The sequence below is a fragment of the Ruegeria sp. E8 genome, assembly GCF_056533985.1.
Map to the genome: position 1 here is coordinate 1 of NZ_JBQFOY010000036.1, position 14,859 is coordinate 14,859.

16 protein-coding genes are annotated in these 14,859 nt (G+C 55.1%); 9 read left to right on the top strand and 7 right to left on the bottom strand.

The window, feature by feature from the left end; all coding sequences use genetic code 11:
- Positions 1-58: 58 nt before the first annotated feature.
- The 4 genes from ACR0LF_RS22995 to ACR0LF_RS23010 all read right to left on the bottom strand — a co-directional run bounded on the left by ACR0LF_RS22995 (position 59) and on the right by ACR0LF_RS23010 (position 4,132).
- Complete coding sequence (locus ACR0LF_RS22995; protein ID WP_170609280.1) at positions 59-595, bottom strand: hypothetical protein; 537 nt, start codon at positions 593-595, stop codon at positions 59-61.
- Between the two features lie 177 nt (positions 596-772).
- On the bottom strand, positions 773-2,638 hold the full coding sequence (locus ACR0LF_RS23000; RefSeq protein ID WP_170609279.1) for a ParB N-terminal domain-containing protein: 1,866 nt from the start codon (positions 2,636-2,638) through the stop codon (positions 773-775).
- Positions 2,639-2,858: 220 nt separating this feature from the next.
- Complete coding sequence (locus ACR0LF_RS23005) at positions 2,859-3,263, bottom strand: DUF3768 domain-containing protein (protein ID WP_480581698.1); 405 nt, start codon at positions 3,261-3,263, stop codon at positions 2,859-2,861.
- 524 nt (positions 3,264-3,787) lie between these two features.
- Positions 3,788-4,132, bottom strand: a complete 345-nt coding sequence (locus ACR0LF_RS23010; protein WP_480627544.1) for a WGR domain-containing protein — start codon at positions 4,130-4,132, stop codon at positions 3,788-3,790.
- Positions 4,133-4,186: 54 nt separating this feature from the next.
- Between ACR0LF_RS23010 and ACR0LF_RS23015 the strand changes: the two genes are divergently transcribed.
- Positions 4,187-4,864, top strand: a complete 678-nt coding sequence (locus tag ACR0LF_RS23015; RefSeq protein WP_480581694.1) for an ankyrin repeat domain-containing protein — start codon at positions 4,187-4,189, stop codon at positions 4,862-4,864.
- A 134-nt stretch (positions 4,865-4,998) separates the two neighbouring features.
- On the opposite strand, the gene ACR0LF_RS23020 is transcribed toward ACR0LF_RS23015, so the two are convergent.
- Entirely contained in the window at positions 4,999-5,304 is a 306-nt protein-coding gene (locus ACR0LF_RS23020; protein WP_480581692.1) for an ArsR/SmtB family transcription factor, read from the bottom strand.
- 184 nt (positions 5,305-5,488) lie between these two features.
- Between ACR0LF_RS23020 and ACR0LF_RS23025 the strand changes: the two genes are divergently transcribed.
- Together ACR0LF_RS23025 and ACR0LF_RS23030 are read left to right on the top strand one after the other, a co-directional pair.
- Entirely contained in the window at positions 5,489-5,851 is a 363-nt protein-coding gene (locus ACR0LF_RS23025; RefSeq protein WP_480581691.1) for an EthD domain-containing protein, read from the top strand.
- A 265-nt stretch (positions 5,852-6,116) separates the two neighbouring features.
- Entirely contained in the window at positions 6,117-6,341 is a 225-nt protein-coding gene (locus ACR0LF_RS23030; protein ID WP_480581689.1) for a hypothetical protein, read from the top strand.
- An 80-nt stretch (positions 6,342-6,421) separates the two neighbouring features.
- Here ACR0LF_RS23030 and ACR0LF_RS23035 read toward each other — a convergent pair whose 3' ends face one another.
- Entirely contained in the window at positions 6,422-7,363 is a 942-nt protein-coding gene (locus tag ACR0LF_RS23035; protein WP_480581687.1) for a LysR family transcriptional regulator, read from the bottom strand.
- Positions 7,364-7,475: 112 nt separating this feature from the next.
- On the opposite strand from ACR0LF_RS23035, the gene ACR0LF_RS23040 reads away from it, so the two are divergent.
- The 4 genes from ACR0LF_RS23040 to ACR0LF_RS23055 all read left to right on the top strand — a co-directional run bounded on the left by ACR0LF_RS23040 (position 7,476) and on the right by ACR0LF_RS23055 (position 10,734).
- The gene (locus tag ACR0LF_RS23040; protein ID WP_480581685.1) at positions 7,476-8,426 is read left to right on the top strand and encodes a glutathione S-transferase family protein; all 951 of its coding nucleotides are present in this window, start codon (positions 7,476-7,478) and stop codon (positions 8,424-8,426) included.
- Positions 8,426-9,415, top strand: a complete 990-nt coding sequence (locus tag ACR0LF_RS23045; RefSeq protein WP_480581684.1) for a DMT family transporter — start codon at positions 8,426-8,428, stop codon at positions 9,413-9,415. Before ACR0LF_RS23040 ends, ACR0LF_RS23045 begins: the two co-directional genes overlap by 1 nt.
- A complete protein-coding gene (locus ACR0LF_RS23050; protein WP_480581683.1) occupies positions 9,399-9,776 on the top strand; it encodes a nuclear transport factor 2 family protein in 378 nt (125 codons plus the stop codon). Before ACR0LF_RS23045 ends, ACR0LF_RS23050 begins: the two co-directional genes overlap by 17 nt.
- 349 nt (positions 9,777-10,125) lie before the next feature.
- On the top strand, positions 10,126-10,734 hold the full coding sequence (locus tag ACR0LF_RS23055; protein WP_480581681.1) for a LysE family translocator: 609 nt from the start codon (positions 10,126-10,128) through the stop codon (positions 10,732-10,734).
- A 394-nt stretch (positions 10,735-11,128) separates the two neighbouring features.
- Here the strand turns inward: ACR0LF_RS23055 and ACR0LF_RS23060 are convergent, their stop codons facing one another.
- Positions 11,129-11,815 (bottom strand): Crp/Fnr family transcriptional regulator, encoded by a 687-nt coding sequence (locus ACR0LF_RS23060; protein ID WP_480581679.1) that lies wholly within the window; start codon positions 11,813-11,815, stop codon positions 11,129-11,131.
- Positions 11,816-11,937: 122 nt separating this feature from the next.
- On the opposite strand from ACR0LF_RS23060, the gene ACR0LF_RS23065 reads away from it, so the two are divergent.
- Both ACR0LF_RS23065 and ACR0LF_RS23070 read left to right on the top strand, forming a co-directional pair.
- Positions 11,938-13,446 carry a DUF1254 domain-containing protein gene (locus ACR0LF_RS23065; protein ID WP_480581678.1) on the top strand — a complete coding sequence of 503 codons (1,509 nt, stop codon included), beginning with the start codon at positions 11,938-11,940 and terminating at the stop codon, positions 13,444-13,446.
- A gap of 36 nt (positions 13,447-13,482) precedes the next feature.
- Complete coding sequence (locus ACR0LF_RS23070) at positions 13,483-14,490, top strand: DUF1254 domain-containing protein (RefSeq protein WP_480581676.1); 1,008 nt, start codon at positions 13,483-13,485, stop codon at positions 14,488-14,490.
- Positions 14,491-14,859: the final 369 nt, after the last annotated feature.

Sequence of the window (14,859 nt, forward strand, 5' to 3'; positions counted from 1 at the left end):
CCCACCGAAGCGGGCCACAAGTTTAACCGAAGGAAAGTCTCGAGGTATTGAAACCAGGCTAACGCTTGCGCGCGCGATCGACAACACCGTCAGCTGTGATGGTGGCAATGCGATCCTCGGTGCGCCGGGTCATTTCCACCCCGTCACCCGTCATATGCGCCTCGGCAAATTCGGTGAACTTGAAGATGCTGCCATCGGCTTCGACATGGGTTTCATCTTCCGCCGAGCGGCGCTTCACCGATCCGTCATGGCGGATTTCAATGATCGTGTTGTCGGCCATGCGGACCGTCACGGAATGCTCATCCACCGCCACGCCTTGCCACCACATATCCGCGTCCCGGCGCAAAACAATGCGGTTTGGATGCAGCTTAATCTGCACATCCTGTGCGGCTTCCGGATCAGCGGCTTTCACCACAACAATCGCTTCCTGTGCGCTGGGGTCACCATGGATTGACGCGCTCCCGTTTTTGGGCGGCCAGAGCTTAGGCTGTTCGCGCGGCTTGCCTTTCTGATCCGTATGAAACCCGACAAACATCTGCGCGGATTTCCAAACGCGGCGGGCGGCTTTCTCGAGCTTGTTCGATGAGGTATCCATGGGTCTTACCAAATCCGTTCTGATCAAGTGATCGCTTTAGAAAATGAGCCGGGTGACCGACCTCTGATAGCTATGCGCGACGGGGTGTTTGCGCAATGCCACTTTGAGTTTTCATCATTGAGGCTGACACAGCCAGAGATTGATAGGCAGGGCGCAACGCACCCTGCCCTGTTGGGGTCAGAAGCAATCCGGCACCCAGGCATCGATCTTCGCTTTCTGTGCCTCTGACACGCCCAGTGCGGCCTGATGCTCTTTGTCATTGAAGAGCTTGTGCATCGCCTCGTTCTTCGCGCCCTTCTTGGATTTCGCGAAGGCTTTGAACATGTCCGTGTCACCATGCAGGTCCAGCAGGTGTTTGTAGAGATCATCCAGCTGCCAGCCTTTCAACCGTTTGAAGCAGTTCTCAGCCGACGGGGTCCAGATCGCGCGCATGTCTGCGCCAATCTCAGCCTCGATCTCCGCCATGAACTCCAGGCGTTGGCTCAGGAACCGACGAGTCAGAAAAGCCGTGATCTCTCCATTACGGGTCTTCTTGCCTAGTTCGCGAAACGCTTTGAACGACTCCACGCTGCCTTGAGCGGCCATCTCGTGGAACTGGTCATAAGCTGCGTCCGCCGCCTCGTCCCGCTCCCCACCAAGGCGCGGGTCGAGGATGAATTGGTCATCGATCTCAGGCGTGTTCCGCTCAGCACCACCATAACCAAATCCGAACAGATTGCTGGTCAGACCGGAGGCCGGGGTGGCATAGAAAGCAAACAGGCTCAGCACATAGTCAGGCTTGTCAAGCAAAGCTGTTTGAACTGCCGCCAGTCGGATCGCCACCATGTCGTCGATGAACTTTTGTGAGTAGGCCGGTTTTGGTGTCTCGACGATCTCTGGCTCTTTGACAGGGGCCAGAACACTGGCCTCGATCGCGGCCTGCACATGTTCCGCCGCGACATAGGCCGACGATGTTTTGATTTCACCACTGTTGCCGACATAGACAAACACGCCGGACAGCTTGCGCTGATCGTCGGAATAATACGGCGCGGCATAGTCCTCAAGCGCGGCCAACTCCTTTTCGCCATCCGCGTCCAGAGCCTCAGCTTCATAAAGTTCGGCAAGTTCGTCATACCGCTCGGCCTGTTCTTCGGTGAAGTCCCGGCTCACCATCTCCAGACGGTGCATGCCTTCTGTACCTGTGAACCCATAGGGAATGTAGCTTTCATCATGGGTGTCCACCCAGTCCCAACCGTCCGCTTCGCGCAGCTTCTCTGCTTCTTCTTCCAGCTTTTCAGCAAACAGGCGATCCAGCAGTTCGCCTTGATTGAGCAGGGTTTCATCGGCAAAGAGATCAGCGGTGACAGTGCCGCCCGCTTCAACATAAGCCCCCTGCCCAACAAACACGGCTTTTCGGTTGGTGCTGCTGACTGCCTCAGATGTCAGGGCCTGTTTGACATCATGTTCGCTAAACCACCGACACTCCTTGGCTTGTTCCAGAACCTCCAGAATTTTCTCTTCTTCGGTGCTGACGGTCATGGCCTTGGCCAGACCCATGCTGATCTCACCCGCCTTGAGCGCATCCAATACGGCGACGGGCAGACCCGCCAGTGCGAGGCGGCGGCGCACATGGGCTTCGGTCACGCCAAAGGCATTGCTGATCTTGGCAACAGACAGGGATTTCTCGGCCATCTTGCCGTAGGCGCGGACCTCGTCCACCGGGTCCAGTTCCTCCCGCGCGGCATTCTCAGCGTTGGCCCATTGCTCGGCCACAAAGGGATTGTCGGTCACTTTCACGGGAACCTGAGCCAGATCGGCGCGTTCGGTCACGGCGATGTTCAAGGCCCGGAGGCGGCGACCACCGGCCACGATGGCGACTTTACCATCTGCATCACGCACACCACTGAGGTTCTGGATCAGGCCGCACATGACCAGACTGTCAGCCAGCAGGGCAATGCCGTCCTCGCCAACCTCCTGACGCGGATTCAGATCGGACAGGTAGAGATCGGACAGGGCGATGGTTTCAATGGTTTCCGGTGCGGTGAATGTTTCGACTTTGCTCATGGGGCAAATCCTTGTTTGAGTGTTTCGCTTTGTGTTAAGGGTGCCCTACCCCTTCCGGGGTAGAGCGGGGCCGCTTAGGCGGCTGCGTGTTGTTTCAAGAAGGCGCGGGCGATCTTGGCGGAAAGGCCGCCCTTCTTGAGATTGTTCCAAGCCAACTGACGTTGTCGTGCGAGGGTGTATGGGTTCATGAACTCACCTCCTTTCTGGTTTGGGATTGGGATCAATATTCGCTGGGGCACATGATGGTCAGGACACGGCGCGTCACTGCCGGATCAAACGGGCGGTCGGACCCGTATTTGTAATCCGCATCGTAAAGATCGATTTTCCAGAACAGCTTTTGGTCGCTGATTGTCACCGTCCCGAATGTGTGATCGCCATAAGGGTCATTGCCTTCGTCAAACTGGTCATCTGACGCCACTGACGCCAAAGCTGCAGTCTGGAACTCCATCCCTTCGCCCGACACGCCCGGCGTGACAAACACCTGCCCCTGAATGCCTTTGGAGTGCATCTCAATCGTCGCAGTCGGATCGATCAGGGCTTTCCGAAACAGATCATTCTGCGCCGCGATCTCTGCCGCCTGAAGGCTCGTGTCATTCTCGATGTCTTTTATTGCTTCACTGTTCAAAACCATCTCTCCTTTGTCATGCGACCTCCGGGGGTGATCCCTTTTTGGTGCTGGTTTTGAGCCGAGCCCTGAAAGGGCGTCGTCTCTAAAACCTGCCCCGTGGCGAACGCGGAGAGGGGCGAGACAGGACAAATCGACAAGAGTGGTGCGGCCCGCAGCGCAACGCGCGAGGACACGGTCTTGTCTATTTGTCTTGTCCGAGGGGGGAGGCCGCGCCTTCCCCCTGACGTCAGCGGCGTTTGGCTTGTCCAAATCCCGCCTGACCAACAAAAGAAGTCAAAGGATCTTCGATCCTGCGGGAGCGCAAAAGGGATCGTCACCCGAACGGGCAGATCACCACGGCATGGACCGACCATGACGCAAAGCCCCTGCCCCGACTCGCAAGAGACGGATCAGGGGCTACTGCGTCAGGGAGATCATGCTGGGGTGTTCTGGGTGGAAGCCGATATGTCGGCTGGAACCTAGAGCCCGGTCACGAGACGACAGGCTCGGGATTTGCTACGGAAACAGATTGCAACCCGAAGTCACTCATCGACTGCAACATACCCTCGACGGAGCTTTTGTTTTTCGAGTTTCTGGAGCGCTTCACTAGCCTGGGCTTTGTTATCAAACGTCACCATCATGGATTGTCCGTTCGTGCCAATGCGTCCCCAGGTACGTAGGACGGAAACTTCGCCAAACAGCGTTGGCTGCAACTCTATGCCATAGAACCGCGCCATGTTAACGTCGGGGTCCACATGGATCAGGTGGACAGGTGTGGTTGCCGTCAGTTCCATGACGCGATTGTCGGTAAACTCAGCTCGTCTGTCCAATGACATTGCGAAATCAATTCCCGTGAAAGGATTCTGATCCTGAATGGAATATGACATCGAGTGCATCCGCTACTACTATAGCTGACCAATATGTAGGTAATAGGATCGGCCATGTTTCGTTTTCTACTATTTGCTTTCGTGATGGGTCTTGCCGCCAGCGCAGGCACGGCGCAGACACCGCCTTCGGCTGATGAGGTCGCGCAATACGACGGTCTCTTCACAGCCGCTCATACCGGCAACGAAGAAATGATCCGACAACTCGTTGCGGCAGGGGCAAACGTCAACGCGCGGGACTCACGAGGCCGCACTCCAGCACACGTAGCAGCCTTTGCTTCAGAGGACGGGGCGTTGCGTGCGCTGGCTGAGGCCGGTGCCGACATGAACGCGCTTGAAGGCCAGGCCTACGACGTCGTCACAATTGCGGCCGTTTCAAATGATCCAGAACTGATGGCGCTCGCAATCGAGTTAGGCAATGATCCGGGCCTAACGACCAGTCCGTATGAAGGAACGGCACTGATCGCCGCCGCGCATCTCGGGCATGTCGAGATTGTCCGACGGCTGATCGCCGCTGGCGCGCCTCTGGACCATGTGAACAATCTGCACTGGACAGCAGTTATCGAAGCCGTTGTGCTTGGCGACGGCGGCCCGGATCATCTTGCGGTTCTGGATGCGTTGTTGGCAGCGGGTGCTGACAGATTGCTTGCCGATCGTAACGGGACTACGCCACTCGAACACGCCGAGCTACGTGGATTCACAGAGATGGCAGAGCGGCTTAGAAAAGAGGATTGAGGCCAATTCAGCAGGCTGAAGCGGTAAAATTACGTGAATGACGCCGATGGCAGCTTGGATAAGCCCGACCTCTGATCAAAGTGGCGTCGTGGCACAGTGGTAAAAAAGATGAGAATGTTTTCCATTCTAACCTCTCACGCATCACCCACATCGTCACAAAAGAGTTCATACAACACCGCAACGATAGCTGATACTCTTTGATCGGCGATCCTGTAGTAAATGTTCTTCCCATCGCGTCTTGCATCGATCAACCCAGAAAGGCGCAGACGGGACAGTTGCTGCGAGGCTGCAGCCTGGCGCATGGAGAACATGCCCTGAATTTCACCAACAGATTTCTCACCGGTGAGAAGCAGGCACAATATCTGCAAACGACCATCATGCGCCATGGCCTTCAGAAAGTCGGTTGCTTCAAGGGCGTTTTTGCTGAGGTCTGCCTTCAATGGGCGCTCCAAAAACAATGTTAAATCTTGATATCACGATTTCTGTTAACAGTCCCCTCGCCGTGCGGATAGCGCGGCAATCTATCTTCATGACTGCGTAGTGGCTGGCCACTGCTGGCCATTGGACCTTTCAGAGTTTCCGCTCATACTTAGAGCATCTGAGCATCAAAATGAGATATTCCCGATGATTAAACTGATCATGTGTTTGCGCCGCCGTTCGGACATGAGCCGCGAAGAGTTTCAGGATTATTGGCTGAACGAGCACGGTCCATTTTTTCAAAAGAACGCGACGGTAATGCGCTCTAAGCGGTACGTACAAAGCCATACAATTGACAGCCCACTGAATGGTGCGATGCGGGAGTCCAGAAACATGCAACCGGAATTTGACGGTGTGGCTGAGGTCTGGTTCTCTTCTGAAGAAGATCTGATGGAGGCGATGGGCACCTCTGAAATGCAAGAACTAAGCGTAGAATTGCTGCAAGACGAGGCCAATTTCGTCGACCACACAAAGTCATGCGCATTTATTGTCCAAGAGCGAGAACTCTAGACCAGTCGAAAAAAGTCTCTCAGCCCACAATCGGCATTTACCACTTTCCGCAGCGAGGGAATTCTCTCTTCGCCCTGCAGACCGGCCAGGACAATCCGGATCTTTTCTTCAGAAGAGTAGAGTCTGCGTGTTTAGCGCTTAATGCCCCTGGCAAACTTGCCAGCAGCATATTTCGATGTTCCGAATTTCTTGTTAATCAAAGCCTAAAACCTGTCCGACGAGCGATGACGTCAAACACCCGGAGCAACAAGACGACGAGATCGAAATGAGCAATCTTGGTTTCACCTTCAGGCGCGCAAAGAATGGTGACGTGGTGGTCGATCATCATGGTCGGCGCGCGACGACACTTCGGGGCGACAAAGCGGAATGGTTTCTGCAAGACATGAATGGTCTGGATTTCGAGGGCCAACAGCAGGAAATGGCCCGTGTCACCGGCAACTACAAACGGGGAAATGAACGCAAGGCACGTAGCCATCCACGCAACCGGTAGGCTTGAAAAAAGATACGGAACCGGCGCAGCGCCGCCGAGTTTGGCGTCCCTCAGGTCGTAGATTTGAGCGATGGTCCTATCTAGCTCCTGATGCGCGATCCGCCTCCCAGCCCCGCCTCGATATCCCAAAACGGCTTGTCCTTGCCGATCCGTTCGGCAAGGAAATCCACAAAGGCGCGCACTTTCATCGGCATATGTCGGCGTTCGGGGAATACGACATAAAGCGCCTGTTCCGGCAATGTGTATTCCGGCAAGACCCGGATCAGACGGCCAGCGGCCACATGGGAAGCTGCCACAAATGTTGGCAGCCGCCCGATACCCAGCCCGTCAAGCAAGGCAGTGCAAAGCGTTTCGCTGTTGTTTATGCGCAGGGTGCCCGTGGTGCGCACCCGCACTTCTCCATGCGGACCTTGGAACACCCATTCCATAGGATCCCGGGAATAGGCGTAATGCAGGCAATTGTGCGCCAGCAGATCTTCGGGATACTGGGGCGTACCCTGTCGCGAGAGATAGTTGGGCGCAGCAACCAAGACGCTATGGATCGGCGCCAGCCGACGCGCGATTAGGGTGGAGTCGGGCAATGTACCGGCCCGGATGGCCATATCCAGCCCCGCATCGACCAGATCAACAACCCGGTCGTCCATAGTCAGGTCCATCGTGATATCCGGATAAGTGGCGAGAAACTCGGTGAGGATCGGCGCAATATGCAGCCGCCCGAAGGACATAGGCGCGCTTATCCTCAAATGCCCGACCGGTTGACCCTGAAGGGCAGCAACCGCATCCTCCGCTTCCTGTGCCGATCCAAGCGCCAGAACAGCATGCGTCAGGTAGATTTCCCCGGCTTCTGTCAGCGAGATGCAGCGTGTTGTGCGATGAAATAGCTGGGTGCCAAGATGCGCTTCCAGTGTGCCAATCCGTTTGCTAACGGCTGATTTCGTGATCCCCAACCGCCGCGCTGCCGCGGCAAAGCCACCGTTCTCGGCCACAGCGACAAATACCGGGATAGCGCCGATTTCGACCATGTCTCTCTCACACTGTCAACTTTTTCTCATCCTTGAGTATCCCAAATAGCCAATTATCCCGACTTGGGAAACACGTTAAGTCGTCCTCAACACGTATTGGATGGAGGCGACCATGCCCAAAATGCTCATCAACGGAATCCTGCGCGACAAGCCAGCGCAATCTGATGGGCGCTTTCACCGATTGCCCAGCCCCTTTCGTGGTTGGATCAGTTCGGATACGCAGGCGGACTTTCCGGCGGCTTCTGGCCGCTATCACCTCTATATGTCAAAGGCCTGCCCATGGTGCCATGGCGTCGATTTGGTGTTGGCGCTCAAAGGGCTGCGCGAGGCCATCGGCATCACCTGGATGGACCCGGTTATGTCCGAAGACGGCTGGGTCATCGACCAATCCAGCTTTGACGAGACTGCCGGTGTGCCGCGTGATCGGTATCTCTATCAGGTCTATCAGCGCGCCGCGCCGGCCCATACCGGCGCGATTACGGTCCCGCTACTGCTGGATACGCACAGCGGTAAAATCGTAAGCACCGACTCCGCAGACATCATGCGGATGCTCAACACCGCCTTCGTGGGCGCGACTGAACCAGACCTCTATCCGGCCGAATTCGCCGCTGAGATCGACCGGCTGGCAGATGTAATACACGCTCCCATTCGCAATGGCGTCTATCGTGTCGGCTTTGCCACCACGCAGGACGCCTATGATGAGGCGGTCCATCAGCTCTATACAGGGCTGGACACTATCGACGCGCTGCTGAAGACGCGGCGTTTTCTGGCTGGCACAACGCTGACCGAAATTGATCTGAAGCTCTTGCCGACGCTCCTGCGGTTCGATCCTGTCTATGTGACGCATTTCAGGATCGACCGGAAACGGATCATCGATTACCCGGCCCTTTCGCGCTACCTGACGGAGTTCGCTCAACTTCCTGGCGTGGTTGATACGATCAATATGCAGCATATTCGCGCGCATTATTTTCTCAGCCATCGTCACATAAACCCGAGTGGGATCATCCCAGTCGGGCCAGAACCAGACTTCATGATTGCGGTACCAACAAAAGGAGTCGCATGATGCCACGCTTTGTCAGAGACCTTCCGCCCACGGCACTGATCATCACCATCGGTGCGTTGGTTGGCGTCAGCTTTACCTTGACCAAGTTAGTGGCAATTGCGGGCATCGCGCCACAACTGGCCTTGTTCTGGCAACTCTTGGTCGCAAGCCTTGTTCTGTTCGTCATAGTACTGATTTCCGGCAAACGTCCCCCACTGCATCGCAGGTATCTGGCCTACTATTTGGGTGCAGGTATCCTCGGCATCAGTGGTCCGGCCCTGATTGGCTATACTGTGCTGGGCTACGTATCGACTGGCTTCTACTCCGCTCTCGTCACGCTCTCACCCCTCTTCACAATTACGATCACGGCTTTGGTCGAAAAGCGAATGTTACCCGCATACCGGCTGATCGGGATTCTGATCGGGCTAGTTGGCATCAGCTTTGCGACGCACAGTGGCTTCGACCTTTCAGGCGCCGCGCTGCACTGGATCGTCATTGCGATGGTCGGCCCGCTCCTGCTGGCGATGGGCAATGTCTTTCGCAGCCGGGCCTACCCGCCGGGCGGAGATCCCATGGCGCTGGCGCTCGGAACTCTGGGTCTGCAACTGTTGGTGATTGGGCTGCCGGTCCTTGTCAGCGGTCAGGTCTCGCCCGGTTCGTTAGGTCCTGGCCCAATTGTTGCTATCATCGGGATCGGACTGATCACCGCACTCAGCTACGTGCTGACCTTCGAGGTGCAGCGGCGCACGGATGGCGTCGGATTTGCCCAGGTTGGATACTTCGCCACTCTTTTCGGCATTGGCTTCGGGGCCTTGGCCTTTGGTGAGCCGATCCGCCTCACTTTGGTTTTGGCGCTCGCGGTGCTGTTTCTTGGATTGGCCATCACCAACGGGCACCTCCGCCTCACCCATCTCCGGCGTTTTTCTCTCAAAACGCAAGCTGGAATGCCGCTGAACGTCACAACACACAAAACACCTGTCAAGGAGAACAAAAATGCAGATCACCAATGAATACAGCTCGCCGCACGCCACACTGGTTGCCGAACTCTATACAGCCGTCGATTCAATGAACGCAGACGACGTTGTCGGATTTGTAGCCGAAGATGTCACATTCCGCCTCGGGAATTTCGATCCAATTTTGGGGCGCGAACCTGTCCATCAGGCCAACAAAGCGTTCTTTCAAACCATCTTGGCCATGCGACACACAATCACCGGCATCTGGTCGAGCGGCAACACGGTGTTCTGTGACGGAACAGTCCATTACACACGCAAAGATAGCAGCGAGCATGAAGTCCCATTCGCCACGCGCCTTGGCCTGCAGGAGGGTAAAGTGGCTGATTACGTAGTCTACGTGGATATCTCAGGGCTCTAGAGGTGCTGATACGGATATGCGGCTTCGGGTTTCAGAAGCCGCCATTCGCGTAGTACTTAATCTTGGTCGGTACGGCTCAAATCCCGCATTTCCTGCGCTTGGCGCATACGACAATTTTGGCTTTATCGAATGTCTGCAACGCTTAGGCGACGGACAGTAATGCAATACTCTTTGGACAAGTGCGTCCACAACAGGTTGCGCGCAACCGGTCATTCCAAAGCACGCATTGGACGGTTTTCAAACTGCCTATTCGCTGCAACGCAATCGGAGAAACGAGACTTGCAATTCAGCCGACCTTGACCCCTGAGCGCCTGGCGAAGAGAGTGTCTGAAAATCAGGAGCCCCAATCATGTCACTTGAATTTTTACTAACTTCATTGGTTGTCGTATTACTGCCTGGAACTGGGGTGATCTACACATTGGCAATCGGCCTCGGTCGCGGATTTAGGGCAAGTGTCGCTGCTGCTGTTGGATGCACCATTGGAATTCTACCTGCGGCTGTCGCCAGTATCATCGGCTTGGCAGCGCTACTTCATACCAGCGCATTGGCGTTTCAAGTCATTAAGTATCTTGGGGTCGCATATCTATTTTTCATGGCTTGGCGAATTCTGAAAGATGACACCGCCATGGAAATGCCTGAAGATAAGAATCAAATCGGGTATCTGCGCATCGCGACAACAGGAACCTTGTTAAATGTTTTGAATCCCAAATTGTCCCTGTTCTTCTTGGCATTCCTTCCTCAATTCATTTCCCCTTCAGCGCCAAACGCAACAGCTTCGCTGATCTGGTTGGCGATTTTGTTCATGATGATGACCTTCATTGTTTTTGTCGGTTACGGCGTGTTTGCCGCTTATGCACGTGAATACGTAATCCGCCGTCCCAATGTTATGAAGTGGATCAAACGATGCTTTGCCGGGACATTCGGATTTTTGGGAGCCAAGCTCGCTATTACCAACTGACGCATTCGATCAATAAGTGCTCGCTGCGGCCCTCGGATGAAGCGCAACATCACACCAATTTTGAGTGTCCAGGACCGGCCTATAACTACCGGTGACTGATAGTAGCCATCGCTGCGCCGCGGCCCATCAGGCCGGACTTTTGCTGCGAGCGCAAAATCGAAGTCATGCCGAAATTGTAAATCGCGGTCAAAGTGTGAGTTTGATTTCGGCATCCTAACGGCAGCAATGCATAAGTCGCGTGTCGATTCACAGCAAAGCAGGCAGAAAGGAAAAGCACGCTTGAAACAGATGCCTAATTTAGCGTCAGCATAAAGGACGCATTCAAAAATTAAACTTAAACCCTAAGAAACTTTGCCACACAGCAAATCAGTTTTCTGCCTGCCTGAGCTGGCGGTTATTTTGTGCCATTCTCCCTAAGATAGTGCTCCATAGATTGTAAGTCCGAGACGCGAATGCTTGCATAGCTTCGCTCAATCGCTCCAGCGGTTTCCAGCGTACGCAGGCATTTGTTTGCTGTGTTACGTGTCAGCCCCGTCATTTGCCCGACTTCTTCATTGGACAGATTGAAAACGCTGTGCCTTGGGTTCAGTTTTTTGAGGCTGATCAACATGGTGATCACGCGGCCCACAGGGTCTCGGTTGAGCGCCGCTTCGGTCAGAGTCAGATAACTGTCGATTTGGAAAAGCACGTTCATGGAAATGTGACGCCAAACCTCCGGGTGGCGCTCGTTTACCCTTTCGACATGGGCAGCGGGCACCAGGAGTATTGTGCAATCGGTTCGCGCAACACCTGTACCCCGATGCCGCTCGCCAGTGATAACAGCGGCATCGCCAAACCAATTTCCCTTTTCGTATAGCAAAACCAGCCGTGTTTCATCGTGGTGGTAGCTCAGATATGCGCCCACTGAGCCGCTCGCGAGGCCAACCATAAAGCGCGGATCATCCTCGACCTCAAAAATGCGCTCGCCTTTGGAAATCTGATGGAGCCGCGCGCCGCTTAACCAATCCTGCTGTACAGCATCCGGCAAACGCGAAAGCCAGCCGTTTTGCCGCAAAAAGTGAACCGCTTCGTCCCGATCCATATTTGCCCTCAAATGCCCGTTGACGTGCAGTTTAGGCGGGTAGCCATTGGTATCATACCCCCAATTTGATGATCCGAACCGTGGATGCACGGCGGATGTTATTGTTGGGGAGTACCAAAATCATGATTAAGCACGTTCTAAAGTACACCGCTTCGTTTGCCACGATTTGCAGCGCATCCCTTGCCATGGCGCAAGGCGGTCCGGAATACGCAGCCAATGTGCCAGACAGCATCATAGTGCCTGACAGTTTTGAGACGCGGTTGGGAACACTGGAATACTTCGACGGTCTCCCGACCCCGGAAACAGCCGCGGTTGCATATGACGCGCTCAACCTTGCGCGGGGGATCACCGCCTTCACGGACGGGATGCCCGCCGCGTCAACCTATGCGATGTGCCGCGGACTTGCTGAATCCGGAGCTGATGCGGGAAGTTTCGGGATTTTTCAGGATCTCTACAACGCCCGATCCTTGCTGCTAACACCCAACACAACGACAATTTATGTGATGGGCTGCACCGATCTGTCGAATGGCCCAATGGTTCTGGAACTGCCATCAGGCATTCTGGGGCTGATCGACGATGTCTATATGCGCTATGTCGGCGATGTCGGGAACGCAGGGCCTGACAAGGGCAAAGGCGGGAAATACCTGATCGTGCCCAATGACTATGATGGCGATCTGCCCGAAGACGGGTACTACATCCTGAAGACACCAAGTTACATGAACTGGCTCGCGCTTCGGGCCTTCCCTGGCGCAGATGGGCCAGCAGCCGAGGCCAGTCGTGTCAAAGAGAACTTGCGCATCTACCCCTGGTCCGAGCGTGACAATCCGCCTGAGACCGGGTTCGTCGATATGACGGATGTGCAGGTCAATACCATCCACGCCAACGACTTCTCATTTTTCGAAGAAATGAAAGCTGTTATCGATGCCGAGCCCGCAGGCGCTTTGCCTGCAGAGCTGTTGGGTGATCTGTTCACCTTGGGCATTCGCAAGGGGCAACCGTTCGAGCCTGACGAACGTTTGACCCAAACTCTTACCGAAGCGGTCGCCATCGGTACCGCCGCTGCGCGTTCACTGATCTATGCACCCCGTACCAGAGCCCCCTTTCTTTACGACACCGGCTATTGGAAAACTCCGTTTGTTGGCGGTGATCACGAATTCCAAGCAGGCGACGTAAAGCTTGTCGATGCCCGCACGCTGTTTCACTACTACGCAACCGGCATCACCCCGGCGATGGTGGCCAAGAATGTCGGCGTCGGCTCGCAATATGCAATGATCAATCGTGACAGCGACGGGAACTATCTTGACGGTAGCCAAACCTATTCGATTACCGTGCCGGCGAACGTTCCGGTGAACAACTATTGGTCGTTCGTAGTCTACAGCACCCAAACACGGTCCCTGTTGGAAACGGATCAGAAACTGGCGGGTGTCGACAGCACATTGCCGACCCTCGAAGCCAATGACGATGGCAGCTATACAGTCTGGTTCGCCCCTCAAGCGCCGGAGGGCAAAGAGGGAAACTGGATTCAGACCATGCCGGGCAAATCGTGGTCGACCATCCTTCGCCTCTATGGCCCACTCGAGCCTTGGTTTGATGGCACATGGCGCCCAGGTGAGATTGAACTGGTCGAATGAAGATTTTGACGCCACCGCAAATTCAGGAGCTTTAAAATGAAAACCTCAATCCTTCTGACCACAACTTTTGTGGTTTCTGCGACGCTGGCGCATGCAGAAACGATTGCCGTCGCGGCTGACAATTTTGCCCAAGCCGAAACCGCCTGGAATTTTGCCAATTGGGCACGCAGGGGTGCAGACAAAGAGATCCTGCACCTGCGCGAAGTGTCACCAGTAGGGGCAGAAGCGCCCACAGTGCGCATGAACTGGGATACGCTGTATTCTATTCAGATTATCGATGTTTCGGATGATCACGAATTCACGGTCACCATTCCCGACTCCGACCTGTATGTCTCGGTGCAGATAATGGATGAAGATGGGTTTTCACCCTACTTCATTGTTGAGCCGGGCGAACACAAGCTGACAGTTTCGACTGACTTCGCCTTCGTTATGTTTCGGACAGAGCTCAAGGACCGCACCGATGCTGCGGCGTTGGATCATCTTCACGACGTACAGGATATGATCGCTGTTTCAGACTATGTTGAAAACAGCCCCTATGTTTCGGCAGATTATGATCAGAAGCAGCTCGAGGCGCTGCGCATTGCCTACAAAGATGAGTTTTTGAAGGCTGGCGTTGACTACACCTATGCCAAGGCGCCGGGCGCGGCCGATCAACATCTCCTCGACATTTCACATGCCGCTGGCTGGGGCGGGTATCCGCCAGAACTGGGTGTTTCAAACGCCTATTCCAGCTCGCCCGCATTGCCCGGAGATGACTGCCTTGGCATCACTTTTGACGATCCCAAGAACAAGTTCTTCACGTCCTTCACGCTCTATGATGAAGCGGGTTATTTGATGGCCGGGAACACGCATATCAACTCGAATATGTGGGAACCCAATTCGGATGGGACCGTCACCGTGCATTTCAACTGCGGCGGCAACGCGATCAATTCCTTGTCCTCTGGTGGTGAGCCATTCAATTACAGCGTGCGAAACTATGGCGTCAGCCAAGCCGTACTGGATGGTGACTTTCGACCAATCAATCCCAAGCCTCTTGAGAACTGAGGCGACATTTGATCTGCGGACGAACTCTCGAAGCTCCCGGCGACGGAGTTTCGAGAATTGGTCAACCGGTGACTTTCATAGAACGCGCACAAACCCTGAGCTTGGGCTCGCACCCAACGCAGCGTCTGGCCTATGCCGAAGCCAGTATCAGGTTGTTCGCGGCCCAAAGCAGTCACCCAACAGCCAACCGAAATGCTGCAGTGGCAGCCCACAATCCAGACATTCGCTGCAGGCGCGCAGTTCTTACGCCGCAAGAGGTCAGTCGCGACTGTATGTTTGATACCTTACTGATTTTTCCAACCTTCAATCAGCCCGGCCGCCGCCTCGGCGTAGCTCTGCGGAAACTGATCTGAGGTTCGGGCTTTCATG

Coding starts and splice junctions, on each gene's coding strand:
- ACR0LF_RS22995 (WP_170609280.1), bottom strand. CDS start 595: ATGGATACCTCATCGAACAAGCTCGAGAAAGCCGCCCGCCGCGTTTGG.
- ACR0LF_RS23000 (WP_170609279.1), bottom strand. CDS start 2,638: ATGAGCAAAGTCGAAACATTCACCGCACCGGAAACCATTGAAACCATC.
- ACR0LF_RS23010 (WP_480627544.1), bottom strand. CDS start 4,132: ATGTCATATTCCATTCAGGATCAGAATCCTTTCACGGGAATTGATTTC.
- ACR0LF_RS23015 (WP_480581694.1), top strand. CDS start 4,187: ATGTTTCGTTTTCTACTATTTGCTTTCGTGATGGGTCTTGCCGCCAGC.
- ACR0LF_RS23025 (WP_480581691.1), top strand. CDS start 5,489: ATGATTAAACTGATCATGTGTTTGCGCCGCCGTTCGGACATGAGCCGC.
- ACR0LF_RS23030 (WP_480581689.1), top strand. CDS start 6,117: ATGAGCAATCTTGGTTTCACCTTCAGGCGCGCAAAGAATGGTGACGTG.
- ACR0LF_RS23035 (WP_480581687.1), bottom strand. CDS start 7,363: ATGGTCGAAATCGGCGCTATCCCGGTATTTGTCGCTGTGGCCGAGAAC.
- ACR0LF_RS23040 (WP_480581685.1), top strand. CDS start 7,476: ATGCCCAAAATGCTCATCAACGGAATCCTGCGCGACAAGCCAGCGCAA.
- ACR0LF_RS23045 (WP_480581684.1), top strand. CDS start 8,426: ATGCCACGCTTTGTCAGAGACCTTCCGCCCACGGCACTGATCATCACC.
- ACR0LF_RS23050 (WP_480581683.1), top strand. CDS start 9,399: ATGCAGATCACCAATGAATACAGCTCGCCGCACGCCACACTGGTTGCC.
- ACR0LF_RS23055 (WP_480581681.1), top strand. CDS start 10,126: ATGTCACTTGAATTTTTACTAACTTCATTGGTTGTCGTATTACTGCCT.
- ACR0LF_RS23060 (WP_480581679.1), bottom strand. CDS start 11,815: ATGGATCGGGACGAAGCGGTTCACTTTTTGCGGCAAAACGGCTGGCTT.
- ACR0LF_RS23065 (WP_480581678.1), top strand. CDS start 11,938: ATGATTAAGCACGTTCTAAAGTACACCGCTTCGTTTGCCACGATTTGC.
- ACR0LF_RS23070 (WP_480581676.1), top strand. CDS start 13,483: ATGAAAACCTCAATCCTTCTGACCACAACTTTTGTGGTTTCTGCGACG.